This window comes from Blautia sp. DFI.9.10 (genome assembly GCF_024461705.1).
Taxonomy (GTDB): domain Bacteria; phylum Bacillota; class Clostridia; order Lachnospirales; family Lachnospiraceae; genus Blautia_A; species Blautia_A fusiformis.
On record NZ_JANGAA010000011.1, the window covers coordinates 43,986 to 69,991 of the forward strand.

Consider the following 26,006-nt stretch of genomic DNA (forward strand, 5'->3'; position numbering starts at 1 on the left):
TATCGAACATACGTTCTTGTATCAATATTATAATTTATTCCTTGTTTTCTTGTCATTCATGTCATACCTAATACTACCGGATTTTCGCCCTTCATAAAATTCAACTTTAAATCCATGCTTTTGATAATAATGTTCTGATCTATCAAAATGATCTGAATCTACAGACGATAAACTACCCGATATATATTTTGCTGGCGTCGTTTTACAGTATTTAAGGAAATATTCCATAAGGATTGATCCATTACCTATCTCTTTATCTTCTACCATAATATCATCTATATGAATATACTCAGCTTCTCCGTAAGGCTTCTCATAAGTAGCCATAATTCTAGGATGATTGCTACAGGCTTTATATTTGTCGTTGTATAGCATAATCCATATATCATTGCTATGTATCCACTGAACAACAAGAACCTCATCCCCCATTTTATTAGTTTCTACTCCAATAATCACATGATTAGGTTCACGAAACACTCTATGAACTGTATCAATCAGCTTCGTTTTCTTTTGAGCTTCATAGTTAATTTCCTTTACCTTACGTTCATATTCTTTTTGTATCGCAAGCAGCTCATTTTTATAAAATGTCGTTAGGATCCAGCTTTTTAATCTTCCCATATTTATTCTTTCTCCACTAATTCCCAACCGCGAACTCCTTTTGAAGTATCCAATGTATATTTTGGAACATTCATCACAACTTATCCAAACATCATGATCACGAAATCCAGGAATATTATCATGTTCTTCTATGATTTTTCCTTTCCCGCAAGGGCACTCATATTCGTATCTCTCCGTATCACCCTCTCCTGCACCATATCTCCTACTTCTAAGTTCTGATGCACGTCATACATTTTCAACGTAATGTTTTTCAATCCATTGAGTTTCTCAAGTGCTCTCGGTTCGCTGAAATTCAGATAATTGGTCGTAAGAATCTGTCCTTTAATGCCCTTTTCCTCAAGCCCTTTTAACGTCTGCAGGAGCGGTGTCACACCACCCATCGTGATAAATGCAACACTGATCTGAAACTGATCACAGCGCAGCAATTCATCCTCCACAGATGAAATAACTTTCTTCCCATCTTCCGGATTATTCGACACAAATACTGGCTTATACGCCAGATTTGCTGCCACAGAACCATTTATATAAGCGGCATTTAAGCCGCTTTTCAATTCATTGATCACATTCGCATCCATTAATGTAGATCTCCCTCTCGTTTCGTGGTGAGCAAAACAAAATACTCTGCTTTATTATACCTTATGGGAGAGGGGTTGTCATTGAAATCTCCAGGAAGCAAGCGTGGCAAAGACACCCGAAAGTAACGATAGCAACAAAAAAACAGTTCCGGACATACTGAGGTTAATCAGTGTATCTGAACCTGTCTTTTCTATGGTCTTTCCAATGAATAGCTGGGCTGGCTTTTCCTTGGAATGGATTATTTAATTGTAAAAAATTCCCGTGAAATGCTTTATAAAATAGGTAATTTTACAAAGTCTATTACTTGTTGTTAGTTCATAATTTATGTATAATAAAATTCATATAAGAAATACATGCTCAACATGCGGCCTGGAACATAAATAATCCGCAAGTTTAGCGATATACGAGGAGGAAATTCTCATGGGTAAACAATCCACCAGGGAAAACAAAACAATTTACCAGCTTTGCCGAGAAGCGGCAGGACTTACAAGAGCAGAAGCCAGTGAAAAAATGGATGCTGTCTCTGATTCAAAAATTGAAAAATTTGAATATGAAACACAAGAACCTACGCCTTATGATATCCTCCAGATGGCAGATGCCTATAAAAGACCAGATCTTTGCAATTATTATTGCTCTCACAAATGCGAAATCGGCTATCGTTATGTTCCAGAAATAGAAATGACCGATCTGTCAAATATCATTTTGGAGACAATTGCCAGTTTAAATGAAATCAATCCTCTTACCGGTCGTCTGATCCAGATTGCCCGTGACGGTAAGATCAGTGATGATGAAATGAAAGATTTTGCTTATATCAGTAAAAAACTTGATGAAATTTCTTTAGCCATAGACTCTTTGAATCTTTGGGTAGATAAAACAGCTGGAGAACAAGGGCTCAATCTTGAACTCTTAAATGCCGAAAAAGAAAAATTAAAATAATCCATAACACCACGAAAGGATTACGACTATAGAATAACCCCAACCGCAGTCAGTGTCTTTAAAGTTGAATTAATCTATAGAAACTGCTATCATATTTTTATCAGAATTTTCCAAGTAAAGGAGGACATGAGTGGATCATGAACGTAATGCCAATTTCCGAAATCATCGAAAAAGTAACCATGATTTGCAAAAAAAATAATGTAAAGCGCCTTGATTTATTCGGTTCCTTCGCCACAGGCACTGCGACCCCCACCAGTGATATTGATTTTGTAGTATACGGCTGTAATAATCTAATGCAGTTAGAAGATGATCTTCAGCAGATTGAAACGCTAAGGAAAATTGATATTTTTGACTTTGACAATATAAAAAATGAGTATTTATTGGAGGATATAAAAAAATATGGAAAACAAATTTATTAACCGCTATAACACTTTCTGTAAAAGTCTCTCCAATCTTGCAAAAAGCAAAACAGCCGACCCCAAGACCGATTTTGTTCTCGAGGGAACTGTTCTCAATTTCAGTCTTACTTTCGACATCTCCTGGAAAGTTATGAAAGATATCCTGATCAAAAAAATGGGAATTCTTAATTTTGCAGTTGGCTCTCCACGCGAAACTCTGCAACAGGCATTTACCAATGGTATTATTGATGATGACACCTGGCTGCAAATGCTGAAATCCAGAAATCATTTGTCTCATGATTACGATGGTACTTTCGCCGCAGAGAAATTTCAGGACATTATAAATATTTATTATCCTCTTTTTGAAAAATTCAAAAACGATGTTGCGAAATACTATAAACAGTAAATCAACACCAGTGAAACATTTTTCACATTTACCACTCTTCACATTTAATATCACTTATCTGTTCGACTGGAATGACCGTTTGATCCGTCATGATTATAGCATGCTCGTATTCGTCTACCTTTTTTACAACACCAGAACACACAACATAGGAGCCGCCTGCTTTTTTTGCATCGGGAATAAAATAAGTTATCGATACATTCTGTTCTATACCGATATTATTTCTGATTATGTTGATTTTTTCGTTCAGCTGAGCAATCACTTCCTCACTCAGTTCCAATCTTTCATCTGTTAATCTTGCTGTTTCTTTTATCGCAGCATCATGCCCGGTCAAGGCTGCAAAAGGAGCAAATTGCGCTGCCCGATCCCGAAGTGGCATTTGCGGATGATTCTTAGAGACCGGATGCGGTAAATTAATGATATCGTCATAAGAATTATTTTTCATCCGCTTTCAACTCCTTTACGCCTTATGACCGCCAATCTGTTCATTTCTGTCCCTGGCGGTTGCACCTTCCTGAAGATTCATCCCCTTCAGTACAGCGTTTTTTCCAAATTTCTTTTTAATACTGAGCATTGCTTCCTGCATACGTTTTTCGCGATCCAGCGCAGCCTCTTCCTCTTCCTGCTTTTTCCTTTGCGCCTCATAATCCGTAAAAAGATCCAGCTGCTCATATACTTCTTCTTTCTTGACAGAACTTTCATCCACAAGCCTGTTCGCTGTGATATTGATTCTTCTGACAAGCAGGTTTCTGTCAACGATTCTGTCATATAACTCTATTACTGCATCCGTTATCATCTTGGTTGAGGAAGTCTGTCGTTTCAGATTGGTCGTTCCATGTGCATGTTTCGGAATTCTTCTTCCATAACGGTCGATCGTAACCTCTCCATGATACTGCTTTCTCCTGTCGGCATTGTTCAGATTCTCAATATCATAACCAACCGTCAACACGATCTGATCCGTTACAAGCTTCTTATCCACCAAATCCAAAACCATCTGGTCCGTCATCTCTTTGACGACTAATTTTGCTTTTTCAAAATCATAAGGGCAATGAAGTACCTGCCCGGAACAAACACTGTTCGTTTCCGGCTTATAAGCCTTGACCATTTCCATGGTACAGGGCTCATATCCCCAGGCATGGTCGATCAGAAGCTCTGCATTAACACCAAACAACCTATATAACAGGTCTTCATTATATAACTCATTTTCTTTTCCGATGGAACATCTGGCAATATCTCCCATTGTATAAAGCCCGTATTCTTCCAGCTTCTTTGCATATCCTTTTCCTACTCTCCAAAAATCAGTAAGTGGTCTGTGACCCCAGAGTTTCCTTCGGTATGACATTTCATCCAGTTCTGCAATTCGTACACCATCTTTATCTGCTTTAATGTGCTTCGCCACGATATCCATCGCAATCTTACACAGATACATATTCGTTCCGATTCCAGCAGTTGCCGTTATACCTGTCGTTTTCAGCACATCCTGTATCATGGTCATTGCAAGTTCTCTTGCTGTCATATTATAAGTATACAGATAATCTGTTACATCCATAAATACTTCGTCGATCGAATACGGAAAAATATCTTCCGGCGCAATATATTTCAGATAAATACTGTAAATTCTAGTGCTGTATTCCAGATAGAGAGCCATCCGGGGAGGAGCAACAATATAATCAATCTCCAGTTCCGGATTGGTATCTAATTCTGTGCTGTCATCAGAAGCTCCGATAAAAGTTCTGTTCGGCACTTTCCACCTGCGGGCGCTGTTGGCTTCTTTTACTTTTTGAACAACCTCAAATAAACGAGCCCTTCCTGGTATCCCATAACACTTTAATGCTGGCGATACCGCAAGACAGATCGTTTTTTCTGTTCTACTTTTATCCGCAACCACAAGATTGGTTGTCAAAGGATCGCGATTTCGTTCTTTACATTCCACAGACGCATAGAATGACTTAAGATCGATCGCAATATAGGTTCTTTTCTTTTCCATCATTCTACACCGTTACTGAAAACTTATAAAAAGTTATAAACTTCTATGTTTCATTCCTACTTCAACGAGTATGCTTTTGATGATATAAATATCTATCTACTCACAAGTTCTTGTACTCTCCATAGGCGTAAATTCCGGATTAACGTACCCGTACATATTTGCACTAACGTTTTAGTGTTAGCTTGCAACTCTTTCTCCATAAGCCTTGAGATTTATAGATGCCTGAAAATCTCTATCAATGACATTTCCACAATCACATTTATAAATTCTGTCAGATAATTTCAAGTCTTTTTTAATGTTTCCACAGCAACTGCAAAGCTTTGATGATGGATAAAACCGATCAGCCACAATAAGCTGGATCCCTTTATCCCTGCACTTGTGTTCAAGCTGCTTTCTAAACTCAAAAAACCCCTGATTCTGAACTGCTTTTGATAAATGTCTATTTTTCATCATTCCACTAACATTCAAATCTTCAATACAAATAAATCTTGGTTTTCGACTTACAATTTCAGATGTAATCTGATTCAAATAGTTCTTACGGATATTTGTTAATCTGTGATTTCGTTTTAATAAAAGTTTTTCCTTTTTGATTACATTATTTGTTTTGCAGTAACTTTTTCCTTTCTTATTTTTCTCGTAAGAGCGAGAGATACTACGCTGTAATCTGCGTTTCTGTTTTTCTAGTTTCTTTACTTTCTGACTTTTATTGAGGTTCTTATACTTAGCTCCATCAGAGCAAATAGCCAGATCTTTGATTCCTAGATCTATACCAATTCCATCATCATTAAGTTTTTCTATGCAATCAGGAAATTCCACACATACGCTGATCCACCAGTTCAATCCGTCAAAGGATATTCGCGGATTCATATATTTAGCATCTGTAGGAATACGACCATGCTCTGCAAGTCTTACCCAATTTAGTTTTTGTTTATTTCTTTTCCTGCTCGAAGAAAATCCTTCAAACTTAACATGAGTATTGCTGAATTGTATCTTAATATTATCCTGATAGAACTTCGGCATTGATCTCTTTTTTGACTTGAATCTTGGGAATTTCTGCAAACCTTTGAAAAAGTTCTTATAAGCAGTGCAGGCATCTTTGATTGCCTGTTTGGTTACATTATTTGAAATACCCAATAACCATGCGTATTCATCAGAATGTCTAAGCTTTGTAAATTCTTTTCTGAGTTCTGCATCTGAAATGAATTTTCCGCCTTTTTCATAGTTTTCTATTTCCCTTGCCAAAGCCCAGTTATAAGCAAATCTTGAAGCACCTGCGTACTGAAACATCTTAGTTTTCTGTATATTATTTGGTATTAACATTACTTTTATGGCTTTTACCATCTACTTTCTCCTGTATCAATTCCCGGATAAGTTTCTTGGCTTTATTCGCTCGTTTTCCTTGTAATTTGCAACTGAATACTGTGATTATCTGAACCAGATCTTCAACAAGTTCCTACTGTTCGGATTTTTCAGTATTATCAATAATCTCAATCTCACAATTATAAAGCGAAGCGATATATTCTATCAATTCAAAACCAAATCACAATAGCCGATCTTTATATAAAACAACAACCTTTTCAACCTGATTTTGAGATATTCGCCTGATCAATTCCTGGAGTCCTTTTTTCTTATAATCAATTCCGGAACCGATATCACTTATTATCTCAAATGGCTATCCTTTTGCCAGAAGATATGTCTTAACATTATCAATCTGTCGTTCCAGATCATCTTTCTATTTATGGCTGGAAACGCGACAATATCCAATTGTAATGCGAGTTTTAGGCTTTACATTTATTACCTGGTTGAGTTGCTCGTCAGAATAATATCTATAGCCGCTTACTGTAGTATGATGCGGATGAAGTTTTCCATTGGCATCCCAATTTCATAATGTCTGGGCGGATACGCCTATAATTTTTGAAAATTAATGTATAGAATAATATTTACTCAAAGCATCAACTCCTTCCAATAATATTCCACTCTAATATCTTATAAAACTCAACATGTACTTATATGATTTTATAATTTATATTTAACTGTTAATAACCTCCCGATTCTCCTGTGTTCTGTTTCTAATTCTTATTTATCCTGACCGGAAATCTTTCTCATCTTAATCAGTTCTGCCACAGCTTTCATGGTGCTTACTTTCGCCCTGGTAAAACATCCTGTATCTTACTTCCACGCCTTCCAGATATCCGGCTGATATCCAAGAGTGGATTGTTTTCCATTACGGACAACCGGTGTCTTAATCACCTGCGGATTTTCCAGCACCTTCTCAAGTTTATCTTCCTCTGCAATGTGCTTAATGAGCGCAAGCAGATCCTTATCCTTGCCCTCCCAGTTGATCATATTTTCCAGTCCACCATTTGCCTGGGCAACCGAATTGAATTCGCCCTTGCTCATGCCCTTTTCTTTCATATCAATAAACTGAAACTTGATCCCACGTTCCTTAAAGAAACGTTCTGCTTTCTTTGTATCATTGCACTTCTTTGTTCCAAAAATCTGTATGTTCAAATCAATTCTCCTTATCCATTGCCATATGTATCATTTTCTCAAAGGATTCTCTAAAATGCTCATCATCCTCCGATGTTCGTTTTCGTGGTCCTTTTAAATGATTCTTTCCGGATGCCCTTCGTGCTTTCTTATTCAGATGCCGTTCCATAAGCATCTGGTCAATATTCTCATTGGTATACCATTTCCCGGATTGATGAATCGCATATGCGCCCTTTCCAAGTGCCATTGCAGCCACACCGTAGTCCTGTGATACAACAATATCGCCTTTATGGCAAATGCTGATCAGTTTATAATCCACGGCATCTGCTCCGGCTCCAACTACGATCACTTCACTGTAATCAGAAGATAACACATGATTGGTATCACACAACAACGTTACCGGAATACTGTGCTCTTTTGCAACTTTTTCAACAATACCGACTACCGGACAGGCATCTGCATCAACAAAAATCTGCATATCTTCTCCTTTAATTACACATAAATGGCGTACGAACCTCGATGAGATTACCACTCGGATCATACAGCCTTACAAGCTTCTGCCCACCTGCAAGTTCTGTTAGTTCAGTGGCATATCGGACGAAATACTTACCAGATTCATATTTTGCAAGCAATCCATCTATATCAAAATCCTCAAAATACAATTCCATCATGTTATTGAATGGTGTAGAAGTTTCATTCAATGTTCTCCTCCATATGTCGGCATCCTGCAAAACAAGTCCCTCCGATAAGATCACATTACCTTCATTCTTAAGAATCACTTGCAGTCCAAATAAGTCCTTATAAAACTCTATGGATTTTTCTATATCATCCACCACGATCAGTACGTTTTTTAACATGTCAGACACCTCGCAATCCGCCCTGTTACTTCTTCTGTAAATAATACTTTTGATTACTTCTCTACATACCGTCTCCGATAATATTCCATCGTACGATACTCGATAATATCTTTCATCTGCTTCTTAAAAGCATCAACTTTAATTACATCTGCCAATTCATCTCGAATTCCCAGTGCATAGCCATCCTTATCTATAAAAAAGCCTTTACCTGAAGCTTTTAAAAACTTAATTGGCATACTTTTGGCTTTGCTTAAATGCTGTTTGTCTGTTATCCTTCGATACTCTTCATAAGAAGTTACTTGTGGAAAATCTTTCCAGTTCGTGCCTCGATTAAAAAATCTTTTCCAACTTTCTATCACTTCATCTTCCGTTACAGCCATCCTTACATTACCATCGTTATAAAAGCCGTATAAAATAGGCATCTTATATACTTTCTGCATATCTGTTGTTTCAATCAACTGCAGAAATTCTTTTCCTATTCCATTATAAACCTGAAGTTCTTCATCCGATAGCTCATGAATTTCATATAGGAAATCCATATATCGTTTGAACGGATTTTCCTTCGAGTGTTTCATACAGTATTCGTAAATATTATCATCCATATTCGTAAAAAGTTCCATACGTGTCGGAACTTTTCCATCAAGCAATTCTTTCACGCGATAATATTCCTGTTTAATTCTTTCCTGAATAGACAATGACTTTTTGTCCATTTCCCGAAAAAGATCAATCAAGCGCATATCAAAATCCACGATACAATCATCGGGGTATTCAATTTCAGAATAGTCATATGCGGTTCTCTCTCCAACGCAGGCACCTCCGTTTAACAAAAACGGTGCACGCCCGGCTTTTTCGTAATTTCCAATAAAATCAAGTACATTGACATACTCTTTACCCTTGCTGATACGCAAGCCACGACCCAACTGCTGTAAAAACACAGTAGGTGATTCCGTCGGTCTCAAAAACATAACCATATCAAGAGAAGCAATATCCACACCTTCGTTGAACATATCTACAGAGAAAATAACCTTTATCTCCTGATTCTTTAATTGCTCGATTGCTACATTTCTTTCTTCGGAAAATTCCCCATCTGCATTGCTGTACACAGCAATGGATTTTACACCTCGCCTGCAGAATTCCTTTGCCATTTCTTCAGCATGCATTCTTGAACTACAAAAACCTAAAGCACGTTTGGAATGATATTTTTTATAATATTTATAAATCAAATCATATCGTTTTACATTACCGATATATTTATCATTCAAGTCATTCTCATTGTATCTTCCTTTTACCAATTTAAGTGTCGAATAATCCGTTTCATCATATATACCATAATAATGGAATGGAACTAATGCCCCTTTATTAATTGCTTCTTTCAATGTAATCTCATATGGAACATTATAGTCACAGATCTCATAAATAGACTTCCCGTCCATTCTTTCCGGAGTGGCAGTAAGTCCCAGCATAAACTGTGGTTTGAAATAATTCACAATTCGCTGGTACTGATCCGTAACTGCATGATGAAACTCATCAATCACCAAATAAGTAAAGTAATCTGGAGCAAAATACTCCTCTGTCAAATACTCACTTCTGCCAAGCGTTGCTACAGAAGCAAAAATTACAGATTTTCCAGTATCCTTTTGCTTTCCGTCAAAAAAACCATAATCATCTGAATGACGTACATGCTTAAAAGATACTGCTGCCTGCTTCAGGATTTCTTCTCTATGCGCAACAAACAAGACTCTCTCATACTTTGCAGAATCAAATGCAGCCAAATATGTTTTTCCCACACCTGTTGCAGCGTGAACCAAACCACGCACAGCGCCCTCTGCTCTGCTATTCTCCAGTGCACAAAGTGCTTCGATCTGTGCCCCTCTTGGCTGGAACAACATTTCAACTTTTGTATCCGGACCAACCTGGTCATATCGTGCAAGATCTTTTGCAACTGCAGGTTTATGCCAGTTCTTCGAATACTCTTTTAATTCTGCATCATTGATCACATACGAATGATTTTTAAACAAATCTTCAAATGTTTCATAAAACAAATTAAAATTCTGACTATCCTGATTATTATTAAAACGATAATTCCATTCAATTCCAGATGTTAATGCACTTCTGGAAATATTGGATGAACCAATATAAATCTCACTCATGTTGTCATAATGAAATATGTATGACTTGGGATGGAAAGAACGCCCTTTATCACTATAAAAACGCAATTCTACCTTATCGCCCAATTCCTTTTTAAGGAGATATAGTGCTGAAGGCTGCGTAATTCCTAAGTAATTGCCAGTAAGAATGCGAATCCGAACACCACGCTGCAAAGCTGCTTTTAAATCTGAGAGCAGCATTCTTACACCTGATTCCATGAGGAATGAGACAATAATATCAATCTGTTTTGCCCGTGCCATGCTAAGCTTTAACTGATACAGCAAATATCTGCTTTTGTTTTTGTCTCCGGTCATAACATCTGTTGGTTCTATATGGAGTTCCTCTATTTCTGATTTTTCCGCAAAATTAAATTGAGCCATTTTTCTTCTCCTCTGCCCGGACGCACATCCAACGTAATCCACTGATCTTCTACCGTAAGTTCCGGTATCACCTTGATAAATTCCCGAAATGTATCTTCCATAAAATCGGTAAAATAACGACCATTACGTTCTCCTTCAAAATTACTATATTTGAAGGACGTATAAATCACCCCATTATCTTTAAGTGCAATACACATTTTTGGGATCACAGAAAGAAGTTCCTGCTTTGGCAAATGCAAAATAGAGGAACATGCCCAGATGCCATCATACACCCCAATTTCATCCAATTCCTGAAATAGCATTTCCTTTACTTTAATCCCTGTAAAGCTGCCTGCCAATCGACAGAGTTCTGCAGATCCGTCGGTTGCCGCCACCTGGTATCCCTTCTTAAGGAAATATTTTGTATCACGACCGGAACCACAACCAAAATCAAGAATTGACGCACTCCCAGGCAATAGTTGAAGAAACTTCTCTTGTGCCAGATGCATATCTGCATTCTGAGTGTTTTCTATGAAATTTTTTGCATTTAAGTTGTAATAATTAATTGTAGTGTTCATAATTTCCTTTCCCATTTAAGACGACTTTCTAATCCTTTGTGGCATCAAGCAAACCAATATAAGTGTCATCCAATCTATAAAATCACATTTCTTGTTAAATGATCTTTCCGGACAAATGATCAATTTCATGCTGGCAGATCTGTGCTGTCCATCCTGACAATTTCTGGCGCTGTTTTTTCCATTTGAAGTCATAATACTCTACTTCTATTTCCTGGTATCTGGTCGTCTTACGAACACCATCCAGCGACAGACAGCCTTCTTCTGTCTCATACATGTCACGTTTTGAAACAATCACCGGATTGAACATCACAACATTTATGAATCCCATATTCACAATGATGATATTCTTCTTTACACCAATCATGTTCGCCGCCATACCAACACAACGTTCTCTGTTCGCCTGCAGCGTATCCTGTAGATCCTTTCCAACCTGGATGTCAGCTTTCGTGGCCGGTTCAGATGGCTGGCCTAAGAAGAAAACATCTCTTACTATTTGTTTTACCATTTACTTTCTCCTGTACTCTAATTCTTATCTATCTTGACCAGAAATCTTTCTCGTCATAACAATTCGCTCAAATATTTCCTGTTCCTCTTTCATTGTTCCAATATTTTATTATCTAACACCACTTTACAACTTTTTCATAAAAAAATATCGTACAGGACTTTCTGATGTATAATGAATTTGACCCAAAACATTACAAAGGAAAGTGACCCTGTACGACAAAAACATTATACAACGAAAAAACACTGATTGGTAGACTTCATCAATATTTTTTGATTTATTTTGAAACTTTTTCTGTTCCGACAGCAGATACCTTATTTCTGCTGATATTATCCATACTGACCTTGCCACATATTTTTACTGGCAACACAAGGGTATGGCAGAAGTTCCCCTCTGCCATACGACTTCTATTGTCAGTTACCCCGGAATATACCGGGGCAATCTTTTTTCATACAGTGCTCGTTTGTCTTGTTCACACGTGTATCCCATCTCAGGGAACACCCAGTCCGTTAGCGCCATCGCAGGCAGCCTCAGCCATATCATGTATGGTCTCCAGGATCCTCACTCCTCCTGGCCGACATCATTCGGGAGTATCATTATTAATTCGCCGCTTTGCTCAGAAAGCCATCGCCACAGCAATGTTTCAATGCAAACCTCTGTTTCTGTTCATCCTCGGACCGATTGTCCTTGGACTTATCCGGAATCCTATCTGGCAGGACTCCGGCGGACTGGCAAGCTCATTCAATTTTCAAAGTATTGAGTCGGCTTTTTGATCCGAATTTCTGATCTGTAGCCTTCTCAGCTTCTAAATACAAAAAAGTTTGGGAAAGTTTAGGGAGAAATGAAAAAAGATTAGAAAAAACAAAAACGCCAGTGGAATACTCCACTGACGCCCTTACAAATACTATTGATTTTTTCTTTTATTATTTGTCGATAACTTTACTTATGATGTCGGACATATGGTCAAGACTGAATTGTCTATCAGCTAATGCATCCTCAAAGCTGCTGTCACCATAAACATCATTTACCTGCTCTTCCGTCCAAACATCACCTACTTCTTCCATTTTTTCAATAAATTCGTTGATTTCCTGTTTGTTCATACTGTTCTTTCTCCTTTTTTTAATTTGATATATGCTTAGTTTCATGTAAAACAATTTGTTTTTTATTTAGTTCGTATTCATTTCTAATTAGACGTACTGTTTCAACCATTCTGGCATATCAGGATCATCAACGGACCAGGAATCTTCTATATTCTCGTCTTCATCCCAATTATTTTCGTGTCCATCAAAAAATTTACGTCTATGACACTTATACTTTACAACCTCGCCCCCCTCAAGCCTGTACTCATACCAGTAATAGTTTTGTTTTCCGTAACCGCTCCATTCCTGCGTTCTATAAATTGTCATCTGATTGTTCCTCCTGTTTTATTAAAACTTAAAAATATCAATTTTACCACTATGTACATCGTTGTGATGTTTGCGACACAAAGCAACTATATTATCAATATTTGCTGCACCACCAAATTGATGATCAATAATATGATGTCCCTCTACATGCTTCTTGGATCCACACACCTGACATCTGTTATAATCACGTTCTCGTCCATTTCTTTGAGCTTTTGTATGTGCTGATGATCTGTTTCTTCCCATTCTGATCACCCTCCTATTCTTTTAGTCCCCTTCTGTAGAAGAGATGCAACGCTTGATGTTAGACCAGATGTTATAGTTCCTCTTCCTAAAGGTGCATTTCTCTGTTTTGATTTCATTATATCTGCTGAAATTCGTGCAGCCTGGCTATCAGTCAATCCAGATATAACTGCCACCACTGATTTGTTCTTTTTTCCTGCCATGATCTTTTATCTCCTCCTTAAAATGTTGTAACTACAATTTCGTCTGTAGTAGCTTTCACTGTGTTATTACCATAACCAATAGTTATAATATGCTCAGTGTCTACTCGTAGCCCCATCTCATCTTTAACCATCGGAAGTACCTCTACCTCTCCATTCTTTCTTTGAACAGCAATAAATTCTGACGTTACACTAAGAACTTTATCTCCTTTTTTTAATACTTCTACCCTTATCATCAAATCATCTCCTATTCTTCTCCTGATGCACTACCTTTTGTTACTGCAATTCCTATTAATAATACAATAATATCGTCAATTGGCCCTGGACACGCATCGATCGGCGATACAATATATAAAACCATTAGTATTAATAGCATGCCTTTCATAATCACACTCATAATTGAACTCGCCCTTTATTAATAGTATTTGATACAATTAGACTCGATGCAATTGTTACAGCAACTACAGCAGCTGCACTACCCGCATGTTGAATCAGCTTTGAAGAAAAGGCATTTTTAATCCATTTCTTAAAAACAAATTTTTCCGAAGAATGTACTTCTTCTATATTTGGTGTAATTGTTACCTTCTCCTGAATTTCATCTTGTTCTAGTTTAGCTAATTCAAAAGTTGCTAAAATAAAAGCAAAATCCATTTTATATTGCTGAAAGTCAAACTCTACAGGATATGCTTCTTTGCTTGTTGCCTCGTCAATAACACTTCTAACAATATCCATATCCCTTTCCGTAAGCACATCTTCTAACATAAAGCTGTCAATAATATGAACCAGCTGATTTATAAAACACGTACGAATCTGTGTATATTTGTTCTGAACCTCAATATGATTATTGGTAAACACCAAAATACTTTTAATTTGTAAATGTCCCATTTCTGCTTCAGAAAGAACTTTTCGTAATAGCTTTTCCTTTAGAGACATCTTTTCGGCAATATTGCAATCCCACTTCAGAAACTCTCCGGTACGAAAGTAATTACCTTCCTCATCAATAAAAATATTCCTTGATGTATTTTTAACTTCAATTATTGTCACACACTTCGGTGTAATTACAACTGCATCCAATTCAGATCTATTTATCTCATCCTGAAGTTCAACATTTTTGAGCACTCTATTATGAGAATGTAGATATTCGAGCGTTTTAAAAGCCTTATACTCTCCTCTATTTCCAGAAATTTCAGCCTTAATCAAATTACAAAAAGCTTTACTCTCTTCCTTAAATTTCTGAAGTTCCTCATCTGCAACATGTCCGCAATCTTCATTCATCTGTTCCAAGTACTTTTCAACATCCCAGATTCTGAGATTTGCTGTAGATGCATGATCTTCATTGAAAGTTGCTTCAACAATTTCTTTCTGAAGAGCAAACATCTCGCTTAATAGCTCATCCTTGTGATAATTCTCTTTTCTGAAAGATGTCATTCCTGCTACCAATTCTTCCATTCTCTGTGCCTTCATATCTTCCCTCTCCTTATCTTTCATTTTTTATAAGCATATTCTATTACGTATGCAGTTCTTAATACACCTCTGATAATTTGAAATGAATCTCTTTATTTCCTCTATTTCAGTGAATTACATTTACATTCAAAATATTTTTACAACAAAAAACTCACTCCTTTCTTTAGCCAGAAAAGAGTGAGTTCTACAATCTCAGTATTTTATACCAAAATAACACCTTAATTGTTCAACCAACTCTTCTGGTACTGATCAGAGGCCAAAACAAAATTTTAAACTCTGATCAGTACCAGATTTGAACAAATCAAGATGTCATCTTATACTTATTTTATTAAGATAACCTGATTTAGTCTTAATACTATTTCAATTAAATCATATAATACTATCGGCAGAGAATTGCCTTATTTGAATATATCAAAGATTTCTCTTCACGTCAACTATTCTCTCTAATTTTTATATAAACCCTAAATGAAATCAATCCTCTTACCGGTCGTCTGATCCAGATTGCCCGTGACAGTAAGATCAGTGATGATGAAATGAAAGATTTTGCTTATATCAGTAAAAAACTTGATGAGATTTCTTTAGCTATAGACTCTTTGAATCTTTGGGCAGATAAGACAACCGGAGAACAGGGACTTAATCTTGAGCTCTTAAATGCCGAAAAAGAAAAATTAAAATAATCCATAACGCCACAAAAGGCAATGAACCATTTCTGACTCATTGCCTTTTCCTTTACATACGCTGTAATTGATTGACGATACTTTCTGTTCTTCGAATAGCTTCTTCTACCTGTCTTTTTGCATTATTGATTCGATCCTGGACCACCCAGTCCACAACAAATCCATCAAAAAAATAATCCGCAAAAGAAAGAAAATCTCCAGTATCGATATTCAAGTTACATACCATATTTACATCATTTAATTCTCTACTGAAATTACGAAGATCATACTTTGCCTGTTCCATATTCCGTTTGGCCTGATCAATTCTAGAATGTTTTAGCATCGTAGTGAAAAAACCACCGCCAAACATATCTACCAGTCCCCAGTTCTTTGCACTGTTTAAATTTTCTTTTGCTGCCTGAAGACTGTTCAAAGCTCTACGTCCAGCTTCAATTGCTTCTCTTTTTTCTTTTTCAATATCATATCCCATTCGTTTTCTCCTCCTGATCGATTATGAATGTGACGTCACCAATGCTATAATGCCACCGACAATCAACAATGGAAAAGCAATGTACATCAGTCCACCTACAACCATACCAATCAATATCACCGGGAAGAAAATAACTGTGCAAAGTAATTTCATAATTCCCCAGGATGCTCTTAACCCAAAAACAAAAAATTTTCCAACAAACCAAATCATACAAATTGCAAATAATAACGATAACATTTTTTACTCCTTCTGAAACTCATTCTGATATGTGTCTTTCATTTTTTCTGTTCTTTTTCTGCTAAATATTCAGATGTGTTCTTTATGCCAAGCTTATTACTGAATGCCGGATTTTTCTCCATCTTTTCTATTATCCGGATTAATCGAATTCTCTGTGCCGCTTCCATCTGATCACCCCATTTATATTCTGTTTTTTTGTTGATATTGTCACTATAACAAATTTATTTTTCATAATACACATCCACCATGAGGAATTGCATCTTTATATTTCTCGAATTTTGAGAATTCTGTCTTTATATTTCTCTGCACGAATTGTTTCCTATCTATGCTGCCTCTTTTATAATAAGCATATCCGAGCAACATCATAAATTATTATTAAAAGGGAGATTATGCTATGCGAATTGAAAACTTGCAAAATGAAAACAGAAAATATGCGAAAAGTATCGAAAACTTCCACGTGCTTGAATATGTGCAGGATGCCAGCGTTTCACCTATGAATGCAATGAATGAATATTTCATGAGTAAAATGCATGTCAGAAGAAGACAGGTTGTTATTGATATTGATAAAGACCATTCAGCTGTTATCCAGGCTGGTGCCATGCAATGGATGGGTGGTAATGTACAAGCCACATCTGGTGTAAAAGGTATCGGAGATTTCCTTGGAAAGGCACTCAAGGGTGCGGTTACAAAAGAAACCGCAGTTAAACCGGAATATGTTGGTGAAGGCTGTCTGGTATTAGAACCGACATACAAATATATTATCCTTGCAGACATTGGCAAATGGGGACCAGCCGGAATGACAATTGAAGATGGCATGTTCCTAGCTTGTGATGCAAATGTAAAAAGTAAAGTTGTAGCCAGAAAGAGCCTTTCATCAGCAGTATTAGGTAGCGAAGGTCTGTTTAATCTGAGTTTGCATGGAAATGGTGTAGCTGCACTGGAGTCTAATGTTCCCGAAGATGAATTGATTGAAGTCATATTGGAAAATGATGAACTGAAAATTGATGGAAACCTTGCTGTATGCTGGTCATCAAATCTTGATTTTACCGTAGAAAGATCTACAAAAACACTTGTCGGATCTGCAGTTAGCGGAGAGGGTCTGGTAAATGTTTATCGTGGAACAGGACGGGTACTGATGTGTCCGGTCGCACCGACAACTTCCTTGTTTGAGTCCACTAACACCATGGCAGCTAAAGCTGCTGCTAAATCCAGCAATACATTTGGAAAATAAGTGTAAAATACATTCTCTTGTAACCAACAAACGCCGATATAGGATTATAAAAATCCTGCATCGGCGTTATTAATTGTGATCATTTTATTTTCTTTATTCAGATGAACTGCTTATCATCCATGCAAATTTTTAATTCTTTTCAATTCCATCTGACATATGATCTTTCTCAGTTATTTTTCGAATGACCCGGCATGGATTTCCAACTGCCAAACTATACGGCGGAATATCTTTTGTTACAACACTCCCTGCACCAATTACACACCCTTCTCCTATGGTGACACCACCGCAAACAACCACATTGGATGCCAGCCAGCAATTATCCTTTATAGTTATTGGCTTCGCATATTCAAGATTATAAAAACTTCCATCTTCTCTTTTCCTAATATTGCGTTCTTCAGGTAATAATGGATGCATAGGAGTTGCCAATGTAACATTTGGACCAATCATCACATTATCGCCTATATGTATTTCACATACATCTAAACATGTAAAGTTAAAATTAGCAGAGCTGAATCTTCCAAAGAACGTATTACATCCGTAATCAAAATAAACAGGCGCCTGTAAATAGGGGAGTTCCTCTGTTGCTGGCAATAATTCCCTCAATATCTGTGCTTGTTTTTCTTGATCATCTTCATCTGTCGAATTGTATTTTCTTGCTAATTTACGTGCATTCACGCGTAATTGCTCCAATTCTTTATCCGTTGGATCGTACAACTCTCCACTTAGCATTTTTCTCTTTCAGTCATTTCCGATAACCTCCAAATTCAAAGTTATAAATATCAGTTTCCCCACTCTCTCATGGTCTGCAATATTTTATCTAATGCTTTTGCACTTTCCGTCATCAAATACGGACATAGCCATAACCATATCATCTACTTTTAGATCACCGGAAAAAATATCCATCGCAGAAGGTATCTGTTTAAAATTAATTTCAACAATTTCTTCATAGTTCTCTTCTGCAAATCTTTCAACTATATATGTTTTTCCTGTTTGTCTGGTTCCCTGAATTACAAGACATTTTTTGTTTTTTGAATCTACCCATTTTTTATGTAATGCGTCACTTTTCTTTTTAACATAAAACATCTCATGTTACCAAATAATATTTTTATCAAGAACAACTTTGTAACATTTTTAATTACTATATTTCTTTTATCATCAAAATTTTAGAATATTATATCATTGATCAATATATATTAAAAGATTTTTTCCATTTCATACAATCTCTTCTGAAGCTCCGGTTCAAAGAAATTCTACATTCCTTCATTAAAGCTTATGAAAGGCTTCTCCATATCTTCAGTTGTGAAAATCAGGGCATTTTCGTTACTTTTCTTAACCGCACAGTCTGTGAAATTTTTAAATTCCTTATCAGTGACCGGCTGCTGCATATGCTTAACATCAAACAATACTTCTGTGTCAACCAGACTGTTTCCTGTTCAGGTTTTATTTGAACTCCAATATTAATATTACCATCCGTGAATAATATTATTTCATTTTTCATCAATAAGACCTTACACATTCTACCCTATCACACTCGCACCAAATGGCATGAAAGAGAGTCTTGCCATCTTGAAGAACTGCTTTCCAAATGGAATTCCAACTATCGTAATGCACCAAATGCAACCAACTATCAGGTTTCCAAGTGCCATTTCCCATCCAAAAAATATAATCCATATAAGATTTACCAGAAATGAAAACATGCCATTTCCATACACGATTTCTTTTCCAAACGGCCAAAATGCCAAGGTTGCAAATTTAAAGCATTGCAGACCTACCGGAATTCCAATAATTGTAATACACCATATGCAACCTGCAAAAATCCATGCCAGTCCGCCCAGTAATCCTCCAAATATAAACCAAAGGATATTACCTATAGTTCTCATGACAACATCTCCTCATCCAATGTCTAATATTCTTTTGCAATTTCCTCTGTTATCTCATATATCTCTTTGAATTTTTCTAAGTCCTCTGGAGATCTGATCAGCATGATTTCTTCGATTTTTCCGGTCCGTATGTCTTTGAACCCTGCTACTTCTTCTCCAGTACAAATGCTTGCACGAATAACTGGTTTCATATGTTCTCTGTCATATGTTTTTTTCACGATTTTCTTTTTGAATAATCCCATGCTACCTCCCCATCTCCGAATATCTTCGACAACACGATCAACTATCTAATTCCTAGAACATTTTTCTGCATCAATCGCAAGTACAAACATCAACGCATCCAATGCATTTCCTGGATCCTGCACATCAATAACATATATATCAGTCATATGAAACAGTTCTTTATTGACCCGTGCGATTGAATAACCGCTTCGATCAAGAATGCTATAGTCCCATTCCATAATAGTTCCATCAATATGCCATCCATTGTAATCAATATTATAATGTGGCGTCAGGAATGAGAATTCTTTGCTCAGGCATCCGATATAACTGCCGTTTTTATAAATTTCAAATTTAGGAAGAAAAGTAAGTACTTTCTGAACAACCATTCCTACTTCATTTCCATAGGCATCATAAATTACAAGTTTATGTCCCCAGGACAACTGACCTTTTACTACATAAACAGTGTTGCCTGCTTCATCATAGATATCATAGCTGTCAAACCATGAAAACAGCCTTTGTTTAAACAATAACTTCATAACTTTTCACCGCTCTCTCCAACAGATATAATTGGTTCTTTATAAGTATCATAATACCATGCCGGAACACCTTAAAAAATATGTAAATCGAAGAATTAACTCATCTTATTTCACGGATTATGATAAAACACATATTACCAGCTATAAATCTCTACTTGTTCACAAAAAGATATAAAAAAGACCATCTACTGCTTGTTTACGGTAAATGATCTTTTCATTGCAATATTTAATTAAATATCATACTGAGCCGATTGTTCACGTATCAATTTACATGTTTCTCATTGTATTGCTCGCCCTATTATAAATACAATTTATTTTCCTTCCTACCGGAACAAACCTTTTTCATTTTCAGTCCAGCGATAAAACTGACAAGCTTACTGTAATTTCTTGCTTTCTTCGGACAGACTGCTACACAGTGCATACAAGAAATACACTTATCCTTATCGGTCATCTTCGGATTGTCCAACGGAATGGCACCTGCCGGGCATTCTTTTGCGCACAGACCGCAGGAAGTGCATTTTCCATTTGCAACAGGTTTGAATGGAACACCACCATATTCTCGATATGGTCTGTTTCCCGGAAATGCAGGTATCCTTTGTGCTTCGCTGTTTTGCATAATCTTTGCGGCAAATTCCAGCAATTCCTTTTCATCCTGCCGATCCGGGCGTCCGGTTCCAAATTGGTGCATCAGGGAATGCTCTGCGACTGCCTCCATTCCTGCGATACATACAAATCCTGATGCCTCCAGAACATCCTGTAGTTCCAATAGCGTATCATCAATCATACGGTTTCCAAATACTGCCACAAGAATTGCTTTCGTACCATCTGCCTTTACTTTGCAGAACATATCCGTTACAACTGCTGGAATGCGTCCACCGTAAGACGGTACAGCAACCAAACATAGGTCCTTTTTTTCAAATTTCACCTTCATGAGTTTATCTGATTCTTTAATTAGGTCGATTTCTTCAGCATCCAGCTTCGTCCCTTTCGCAACAATATCTGCTACTTTCTCTGTACCCCCTGTCGGGCTGAAAAATATGTTATAAAATCTCATAATGATCCTCCTACTGATTCCGATTTGTTTATTGCCCTTTTATAACGGTTGACCAATTGTTTTCAATCGTCTTTATATATTTGAAAGGAATTCTTCTATCAAACTATTTATCATCTCCGGTTTATCTGTATTAGAATTATGACCGGCCCCTTCAATCCACTTTAAAGGAATTTTCGTTTTTCGATGCCATTCTCTGTTATACCTTATGCATGAACCGGCATGATCCTTTGTACCACATATCAACAGGGAAGGACATTTGATTTCATATGGCAGATTCTTTTCCATTGCCTCTGCCAGAATACGAAATCCATGCCCGGCAATTTGGGCATAACGATGCTGATCACCATCATAGACCAGCATCATTTCCTTCATCAGATTTCTGCCATAATCAGAAGTTGCAACTCCCTCAGTTCCGGATTTCAAAAGCAACTTCCATGGGTAATGTGCATATACTGGTTCCATTCTTTTCAGAAGCCAGATCTCCACTGCTGTCACATAGTTTCTCTGGAGCGGTGCTGAATCAATGGAAATAAAACCTGCCAGCCGGTCAGGATACAATTGTGCATAAGCCTGTCCCACATATCCTCCCATTGATTGACCTATTATAATTGGTTTTATGATTTCTTCTTTTTCAAGAATCACATTCAGCCATTTTGCCTTATCAAACAGATCAAAGTCAAAGCGGAACGGCCAGGAAGAGGCATGAGCCGGTGCATCCCATACAATAATATTATATTTTCCATCGAAGTACTCAACCTGTTTATCAAATAATCTATGGTCAGCAGTCAGCCCTGGTAAAAATACAAGCGTCGTTGTATCCAAACTCAGATTATTTGACCAATAGTGAATTGTTCCGCAAGGAGTTTGATATGTACTTTCCTTCAACAAATCCACCTCCGCAATTTTCATTTTTCTCAGTTACACAAACTGAAAAACTTTAACTATTTTCATATTGTTTTTTTATATCAAATACGGTCTGCTACATCTCATCCGGCATTTGACCATCGTGGGCTTTCCATTGACACTCCATCAATTTCATATCTGTAAATACCGCTTTAAACGATGAATCTTCCGGACTGCATGCATAAATTCCAAATTTGATTTTTCCTGCACCAGCCCACATATGACAAATCCTCATTTGCTTAAACCGTATTCCATCCTCAGAACATTCAATGCAATAATCATCTTCACGTCTACTGAGACGATACCACATAGATTTAATCTCTGCATCAATTTCCGTAGTTGCCCAATCTGAATATCCATTGTTTGTCACAACACTTCCCAGGTGCTGAAAATAGTCATTCTCATATTCTATAGAACCTTTCAACCAATTCTCACTGTCAAGATACATAACCACACCGCACTGATCAAAGCGATGATGGCTTTCCTTAAAATCAGTTTTCACTATAAATGAAAAAAATTTTTCCTCTGTTTCTATCTGCAGAACCGGAGCATTATCATTGCGGAAATGATAGTAAGTTCTTTGCCACAAATCAGTTCCAGGCTGTGTAATAATCTCAATTTTGTCATCTGTCAGCGTGTAATCATCAGGTTCTCTCGTCCACTTAAAATCTTTTATATTCATCTCATTATCCCTCCAACTTCCGATTTCACGACATCATTTCTAATACAGATTTTACCGTACTTTTTAATCTCAGTCCATCCTTTATACCCAGGCGATAGAAAAACTCTTCTGTCTCTGCTCCGCTGGCAAATATTTCATCACAATACTTCGTAAGCACTTCCTCTTGTTCCGGAGACAGTGTTTCCAAAAGCTTCTGGTATTCCTTCTCTATATTTTCATTAAATGGCTGTGTATCTTGATTTGATTTCCATTCAGAATATACTTTGCTCATACGATTGGAGAACATCTTATCAACAGACTCCTCTACGTCTTTTGACATCTTTGAGGGAGACTCTTGCTTTTGAACTTTTTCGTTCTTCGCTTTTTCAAGTGTTGACTCATCAATATAGTGAATAATTTCTCTCAGGTTTGCCTTCATAGATTGCAGGTATTGGTGCTAGAATATAAATAGTACAAACCAAAATGAGAAATTCCAAATACACATAGACATGATACAATAGAGGCATGCTGAAGGAGAATCTCATATGGCAAAGCAACATGACAAACAATTTAAACTTGATGCAGTCCAGTACTATCAGGATCACAAAGATCTCGGAGTACGTGGATGTGCAGAAAATCTTGGCATCGGATACAGCACATTAACAAAATGGCTGAAAGACTTCCGGGAATCAGGTGATATTCCTGTTCGTGGTTCTGGTAATTATGCATCTGATGAGCAGAAGGAAATTGCCCGTCTCAGACGTGAATTACGTGATGCCCAAGATAAAAAAAGCAATCAACATTCTGGAAAAATGACGGAAGCCATTTATCTTGAAGTGTCTGAGAAGACGGAAGCTGCCAAAAAGGCTGGACGCCGGGTTTCCGTCTCCGGAATGTTGAAATTTTTAGGTGTCTCTCGCTCAGGATATCTTGCATGGCTCCACAACGTACCTTCTGATACAGAAAAACGTCGTAAAGCTGTAAAAGCAAAAATACAGGATATTTATGATGATTCCAAGGCTCCTTCTTAAAATATATAGATTTCACAAATCCCTATCGATATACATTCTTTTGTCATAGATGTATAAAGATTTTGCACAGTTCGTTTTTTCATAAAACTTATTCTGTTTTTCAACTTCTATGATATAATGCTTTATTATAATAATTCCCATGAACAAAATGAGGTGAACCAAGTGAAAAAGAAAACACTTGTGCCTCTTATCACTTTTTTACTGGGCATATGCCTTATTAGTTTGATTGTATACAAAACAGACACCCACGAAAAAGAGCAGAGACACATAACAGCACAATTAAACGTAGCCACCTATGGCGAACAAATAAAGAATGAAATTACAAATGGAATTGAGATCACAGATACCTTGAAGCAAATCTTAATAAGTGAAGATGGCGAAATCCGTCAGTTTGAAACAATTGCAGGAAATCTTATGTCTGATTCTATTGAAAGTGTACAGCTCGCTCCTAATGGTGTTGTTACAGATATTTATCCGGCTAATGAAAATGAGGCAGGTAAGATTGATTTGATCCATGATAAAGACCGCGGAAAAATTTCCTGTTACGCAAGAGACAACCATACAATCATTACGCAGGGCCCCTTCAAATTAAAACAGGGAGGATATGGAATTGCAGTCCGCAATCCCATATACCTGAAAGATAAAAACGGACATGAGTATTTCTGGGGATTTACTATTGTTATCCTGCGTGTTCCGGATATTTTTTCAGATTCAATCAGTGCACTTTCGAATTTTGGATACGAATACAAAATTTCAAAAACAGACGCTCCATGGAGTGATACTTATAAAGTGGTTTATCAATCAGATGGGCAAATAAATCGTCCTGTTTCTTATACATTTACAATAGGAGACGAAAACTGGAAATTTGAAGTAACTCCTAAAAGTGGATGGAGAAATGCCACATTACTGATAATCATCATCGGAATTTTTCTTACAATAAGCCTTCTCCTGTCAGTTCTTACCAGAGTATGGTTAGTAGCAAAAGAACATAAGAAAAAGTTTCAGATACTGGCACGCACAGATTCTCTTACAAATATTTATAACCGCTATGGATTTGATGAATTTGCAGAAAAAATGATTCAAAAAAATCCAAAAACACATTTTGTGGCTGCGCTCCTTGATATCGATGATTTCAAGTTTATTAATGATATCTATGGACATAATTACGGAGACAGGGCACTAAAGAATCTTGCAGACAGCATGAAGACTTTTTTCCCATCCGATGCATTACTTGGAAAAAATGGTGGTGACGAATTCTGCATTCTTTTACCAAATTGTACCTTTGCAGAAGCAGATATACAGCTGCAGAAATTCACCAAACTTCCTAAATCATTCTCATACCATGGTAAGGAACATGCATTTTATGTTTCTCTAGGATATGCAGAATATCCAACATTTGCATCCAATCGTTCACAACTCATGCGCTGCGCAGATGCCGCTCTTTATGAAATAAAGCTTCATGGAAAAAATGGATGTATGGTCTACAGAAAAGGACTTCGGTCAGGTGCCCGCAAACAACTTGGATTCGCATTCAAGGATATCTCTGAACATCTTCCAGGTGCATTCATCATATACAGAGCTGACAAAGAAGATGATGAACTAATTTTTGCAAATGATGAATTTCTTCATATGTCCGGATATAAAGATATAGATGAACTGTTCAGACTTACTGAGAAAAGTTTTCGCAACTTGATTCGTGAAGATGAACAGCAACAGATAGAATCAAGTATCTGGGAACAGATTGACAACGGCAATGAAAATGACTATATTCACTTTCATCTTCGAAAAGCTGACGGAACTTATTTTTCTGTTCTTGATCATGGAAGAATTGTAGAGAGCCCGCAATACGGGAAAGTATTTTATGTATTGTTCATGGATTGGGAAGATATACATATTCGTTACAATGATAAATTCGCAAGATAAAATATTGCAAAAAACAGAGCGTA

Annotated in this window: 34 protein-coding genes and 2 pseudogenes; 7 read left to right on the plus strand and 29 right to left on the minus strand. The window is 36.9% G+C overall.

The features are described from left to right. Positions 1–27: 27 nt before the first annotated feature. Together NE671_RS08395 and NE671_RS08400 are read right to left on the minus strand one after the other, a co-directional pair. Positions 28–615: a hypothetical protein gene (locus NE671_RS08395; protein WP_110103040.1), complete on the minus strand. Its 588-nt coding sequence runs from the start codon at positions 613–615 to the stop codon at positions 28–30. 128 nt (positions 616–743) lie between these two features. After that, complete coding sequence (locus NE671_RS08400) at positions 744–1,190, minus strand: hypothetical protein (protein ID WP_256163868.1); 447 nt, start codon at positions 1,188–1,190, stop codon at positions 744–746. Between the two features lie 421 nt (positions 1,191–1,611). Between NE671_RS08400 and NE671_RS08405 the strand changes: the two genes are divergently transcribed. The 3 genes from NE671_RS08405 to NE671_RS08415 all read left to right on the plus strand — a co-directional run bounded on the left by NE671_RS08405 (position 1,612) and on the right by NE671_RS08415 (position 2,931). Beyond that, positions 1,612–2,127 (plus strand): helix-turn-helix domain-containing protein, encoded by a 516-nt coding sequence (locus NE671_RS08405; protein ID WP_015526458.1) that lies wholly within the window; start codon positions 1,612–1,614, stop codon positions 2,125–2,127. Positions 2,128–2,264: 137 nt separating this feature from the next. Continuing rightward, positions 2,265–2,546 carry a nucleotidyltransferase family protein gene (locus NE671_RS08410; protein ID WP_256163869.1) on the plus strand — a complete coding sequence of 94 codons (282 nt, stop codon included), beginning with the start codon at positions 2,265–2,267 and terminating at the stop codon, positions 2,544–2,546. Then, on the plus strand, positions 2,527–2,931 hold the full coding sequence (locus NE671_RS08415; protein WP_015526459.1) for an HI0074 family nucleotidyltransferase substrate-binding subunit: 405 nt from the start codon (positions 2,527–2,529) through the stop codon (positions 2,929–2,931). Before NE671_RS08410 ends, NE671_RS08415 begins: the two co-directional genes overlap by 20 nt. A 28-nt stretch (positions 2,932–2,959) precedes the next feature. Here NE671_RS08415 and NE671_RS08420 read toward each other — a convergent pair whose 3' ends face one another. The 17 genes and pseudogenes from NE671_RS08420 to NE671_RS08500 form a co-directional block, all read right to left on the minus strand. Beyond that, positions 2,960–3,373: a hypothetical protein gene (locus NE671_RS08420; protein ID WP_256163870.1), complete on the minus strand. Its 414-nt coding sequence runs from the start codon at positions 3,371–3,373 to the stop codon at positions 2,960–2,962. A 15-nt stretch (positions 3,374–3,388) separates the two neighbouring features. Next, positions 3,389–4,915, minus strand: coding sequence for a Y-family DNA polymerase (locus tag NE671_RS08425; protein WP_256163871.1), 1,527 nt, complete (start codon positions 4,913–4,915; stop codon positions 3,389–3,391). Positions 4,916–5,092: 177 nt separating this feature from the next. Beyond that, positions 5,093–6,256: an RNA-guided endonuclease InsQ/TnpB family protein gene (locus NE671_RS08430; RefSeq protein WP_256163872.1), complete on the minus strand. Its 1,164-nt coding sequence runs from the start codon at positions 6,254–6,256 to the stop codon at positions 5,093–5,095. Beyond that, positions 6,219–6,827: pseudogene (locus NE671_RS08435) on the minus strand (IS607 family transposase). Before NE671_RS08435 ends, NE671_RS08430 begins: the two are co-directional and overlap by 38 nt. Before the next feature lie 257 nt (positions 6,828–7,084). Continuing rightward, positions 7,085–7,426 (minus strand): arsenate reductase family protein, encoded by a 342-nt coding sequence (locus tag NE671_RS08440; RefSeq protein WP_256163873.1) that lies wholly within the window; start codon positions 7,424–7,426, stop codon positions 7,085–7,087. Between the two features lies 1 nt (position 7,427). After that, positions 7,428–7,883 (minus strand): YaiI/YqxD family protein, encoded by a 456-nt coding sequence (locus NE671_RS08445; RefSeq protein WP_256163874.1) that lies wholly within the window; start codon positions 7,881–7,883, stop codon positions 7,428–7,430. 10 nt (positions 7,884–7,893) lie between these two features. Next, positions 7,894–8,262, minus strand: a complete 369-nt coding sequence (locus NE671_RS08450) for a VOC family protein (protein WP_256163875.1) — start codon at positions 8,260–8,262, stop codon at positions 7,894–7,896. Between the two features lie 53 nt (positions 8,263–8,315). Then, positions 8,316–10,790, minus strand: coding sequence for a DEAD/DEAH box helicase family protein (locus NE671_RS08455; RefSeq protein WP_256163876.1), 2,475 nt, complete (start codon positions 10,788–10,790; stop codon positions 8,316–8,318). Beyond that, positions 10,754–11,347, minus strand: coding sequence for a class I SAM-dependent methyltransferase (locus NE671_RS08460; RefSeq protein WP_305145972.1), 594 nt, complete (start codon positions 11,345–11,347; stop codon positions 10,754–10,756). Before NE671_RS08460 ends, NE671_RS08455 begins: the two co-directional genes overlap by 37 nt. Before the next feature lie 94 nt (positions 11,348–11,441). Further along, the gene (locus NE671_RS08465) at positions 11,442–11,852 is read right to left on the minus strand and encodes a peptide deformylase (RefSeq protein ID WP_015526465.1); all 411 of its coding nucleotides are present in this window, start codon (positions 11,850–11,852) and stop codon (positions 11,442–11,444) included. Positions 11,853–12,772: 920 nt separating this feature from the next. Continuing rightward, positions 12,773–12,949 carry a hypothetical protein gene (locus NE671_RS08470; protein WP_173740544.1) on the minus strand — a complete coding sequence of 59 codons (177 nt, stop codon included), beginning with the start codon at positions 12,947–12,949 and terminating at the stop codon, positions 12,773–12,775. An 87-nt stretch (positions 12,950–13,036) separates the two neighbouring features. After that, entirely contained in the window at positions 13,037–13,255 is a 219-nt protein-coding gene (locus NE671_RS08475; RefSeq protein WP_173740545.1) for a hypothetical protein, read from the minus strand. A gap of 21 nt (positions 13,256–13,276) precedes the next feature. Next, positions 13,277–13,498, minus strand: a complete 222-nt coding sequence (locus NE671_RS08480) for an HNH endonuclease (RefSeq protein WP_173740546.1) — start codon at positions 13,496–13,498, stop codon at positions 13,277–13,279. A gap of 5 nt (positions 13,499–13,503) precedes the next feature. Next, entirely contained in the window at positions 13,504–13,698 is a 195-nt protein-coding gene (locus NE671_RS08485) for a hypothetical protein (RefSeq protein ID WP_173740547.1), read from the minus strand. 17 nt (positions 13,699–13,715) lie between these two features. After that, a complete protein-coding gene (locus NE671_RS08490; RefSeq protein ID WP_173740548.1) occupies positions 13,716–13,931 on the minus strand; it encodes a hypothetical protein in 216 nt (71 codons plus the stop codon). A gap of 11 nt (positions 13,932–13,942) precedes the next feature. Continuing rightward, entirely contained in the window at positions 13,943–14,092 is a 150-nt protein-coding gene (locus NE671_RS08495) for a hypothetical protein (protein WP_173740549.1), read from the minus strand. Beyond that, positions 14,089–15,159, minus strand: coding sequence for a nuclease-related domain-containing protein (locus NE671_RS08500; RefSeq protein ID WP_173740550.1), 1,071 nt, complete (start codon positions 15,157–15,159; stop codon positions 14,089–14,091). Before NE671_RS08500 ends, NE671_RS08495 begins: the two co-directional genes overlap by 4 nt. 458 nt (positions 15,160–15,617) lie before the next feature. On the opposite strand from NE671_RS08500, the pseudogene NE671_RS08505 reads away from it, so the two are divergent. After that, positions 15,618–15,836, plus strand: a pseudogene (locus tag NE671_RS08505) (helix-turn-helix domain-containing protein); the annotation flags it as partial. 52 nt (positions 15,837–15,888) lie between these two features. Here the strand turns inward: NE671_RS08505 and NE671_RS08510 are convergent. Beyond that, the gene (locus NE671_RS08510) at positions 15,889–16,305 is read right to left on the minus strand and encodes a hypothetical protein (protein WP_118752618.1); all 417 of its coding nucleotides are present in this window, start codon (positions 16,303–16,305) and stop codon (positions 15,889–15,891) included. A 631-nt stretch (positions 16,306–16,936) separates the two neighbouring features. Here NE671_RS08510 and NE671_RS08515 point away from each other — a divergent pair. After that, positions 16,937–17,773: an AIM24 family protein gene (locus tag NE671_RS08515; protein WP_173740551.1), complete on the plus strand. Its 837-nt coding sequence runs from the start codon at positions 16,937–16,939 to the stop codon at positions 17,771–17,773. Between the two features lie 129 nt (positions 17,774–17,902). Here NE671_RS08515 and NE671_RS08520 read toward each other — a convergent pair whose 3' ends face one another. The 9 genes from NE671_RS08520 to NE671_RS08560 all read right to left on the minus strand — a co-directional run bounded on the left by NE671_RS08520 (position 17,903) and on the right by NE671_RS08560 (position 23,468). Beyond that, positions 17,903–18,448 carry a sugar O-acetyltransferase gene (locus tag NE671_RS08520; protein ID WP_431833691.1) on the minus strand — a complete coding sequence of 182 codons (546 nt, stop codon included), beginning with the start codon at positions 18,446–18,448 and terminating at the stop codon, positions 17,903–17,905. A 138-nt stretch (positions 18,449–18,586) separates the two neighbouring features. Next, entirely contained in the window at positions 18,587–18,856 is a 270-nt protein-coding gene (locus NE671_RS08525) for an AAA family ATPase (RefSeq protein ID WP_173740553.1), read from the minus strand. Between the two features lie 434 nt (positions 18,857–19,290). Next, positions 19,291–19,653, minus strand: coding sequence for a YccF domain-containing protein (locus tag NE671_RS08530; protein WP_059086556.1), 363 nt, complete (start codon positions 19,651–19,653; stop codon positions 19,291–19,293). Positions 19,654–19,676: 23 nt separating this feature from the next. Next, positions 19,677–19,895 carry a hypothetical protein gene (locus tag NE671_RS08535; RefSeq protein ID WP_015526477.1) on the minus strand — a complete coding sequence of 73 codons (219 nt, stop codon included), beginning with the start codon at positions 19,893–19,895 and terminating at the stop codon, positions 19,677–19,679. Between the two features lie 45 nt (positions 19,896–19,940). After that, positions 19,941–20,411 carry an LURP-one-related/scramblase family protein gene (locus NE671_RS08540; RefSeq protein ID WP_118609015.1) on the minus strand — a complete coding sequence of 157 codons (471 nt, stop codon included), beginning with the start codon at positions 20,409–20,411 and terminating at the stop codon, positions 19,941–19,943. Between the two features lie 298 nt (positions 20,412–20,709). Then, positions 20,710–21,465 (minus strand): EFR1 family ferrodoxin, encoded by a 756-nt coding sequence (locus NE671_RS08545; RefSeq protein WP_256163879.1) that lies wholly within the window; start codon positions 21,463–21,465, stop codon positions 20,710–20,712. A 72-nt stretch (positions 21,466–21,537) separates the two neighbouring features. Further along, complete coding sequence (locus NE671_RS08550; protein WP_118609017.1) at positions 21,538–22,350, minus strand: alpha/beta fold hydrolase; 813 nt, start codon at positions 22,348–22,350, stop codon at positions 21,538–21,540. 94 nt (positions 22,351–22,444) lie between these two features. After that, complete coding sequence (locus NE671_RS08555; protein WP_118609018.1) at positions 22,445–23,050, minus strand: DUF1349 domain-containing protein; 606 nt, start codon at positions 23,048–23,050, stop codon at positions 22,445–22,447. Between the two features lie 25 nt (positions 23,051–23,075). After that, positions 23,076–23,468 (minus strand): hypothetical protein, encoded by a 393-nt coding sequence (locus NE671_RS08560; protein ID WP_256163880.1) that lies wholly within the window; start codon positions 23,466–23,468, stop codon positions 23,076–23,078. Between the two features lie 106 nt (positions 23,469–23,574). Between NE671_RS08560 and NE671_RS08565 the strand changes: the two genes are divergently transcribed. Both NE671_RS08565 and NE671_RS08570 read left to right on the plus strand, forming a co-directional pair. Further along, positions 23,575–24,060, plus strand: coding sequence for a transposase (locus tag NE671_RS08565; protein ID WP_256163882.1), 486 nt, complete (start codon positions 23,575–23,577; stop codon positions 24,058–24,060). Between the two features lie 162 nt (positions 24,061–24,222). Then, entirely contained in the window at positions 24,223–25,983 is a 1,761-nt protein-coding gene (locus tag NE671_RS08570) for a diguanylate cyclase domain-containing protein (protein ID WP_256137230.1), read from the plus strand. Positions 25,984–26,006: the final 23 nt, after the last annotated feature.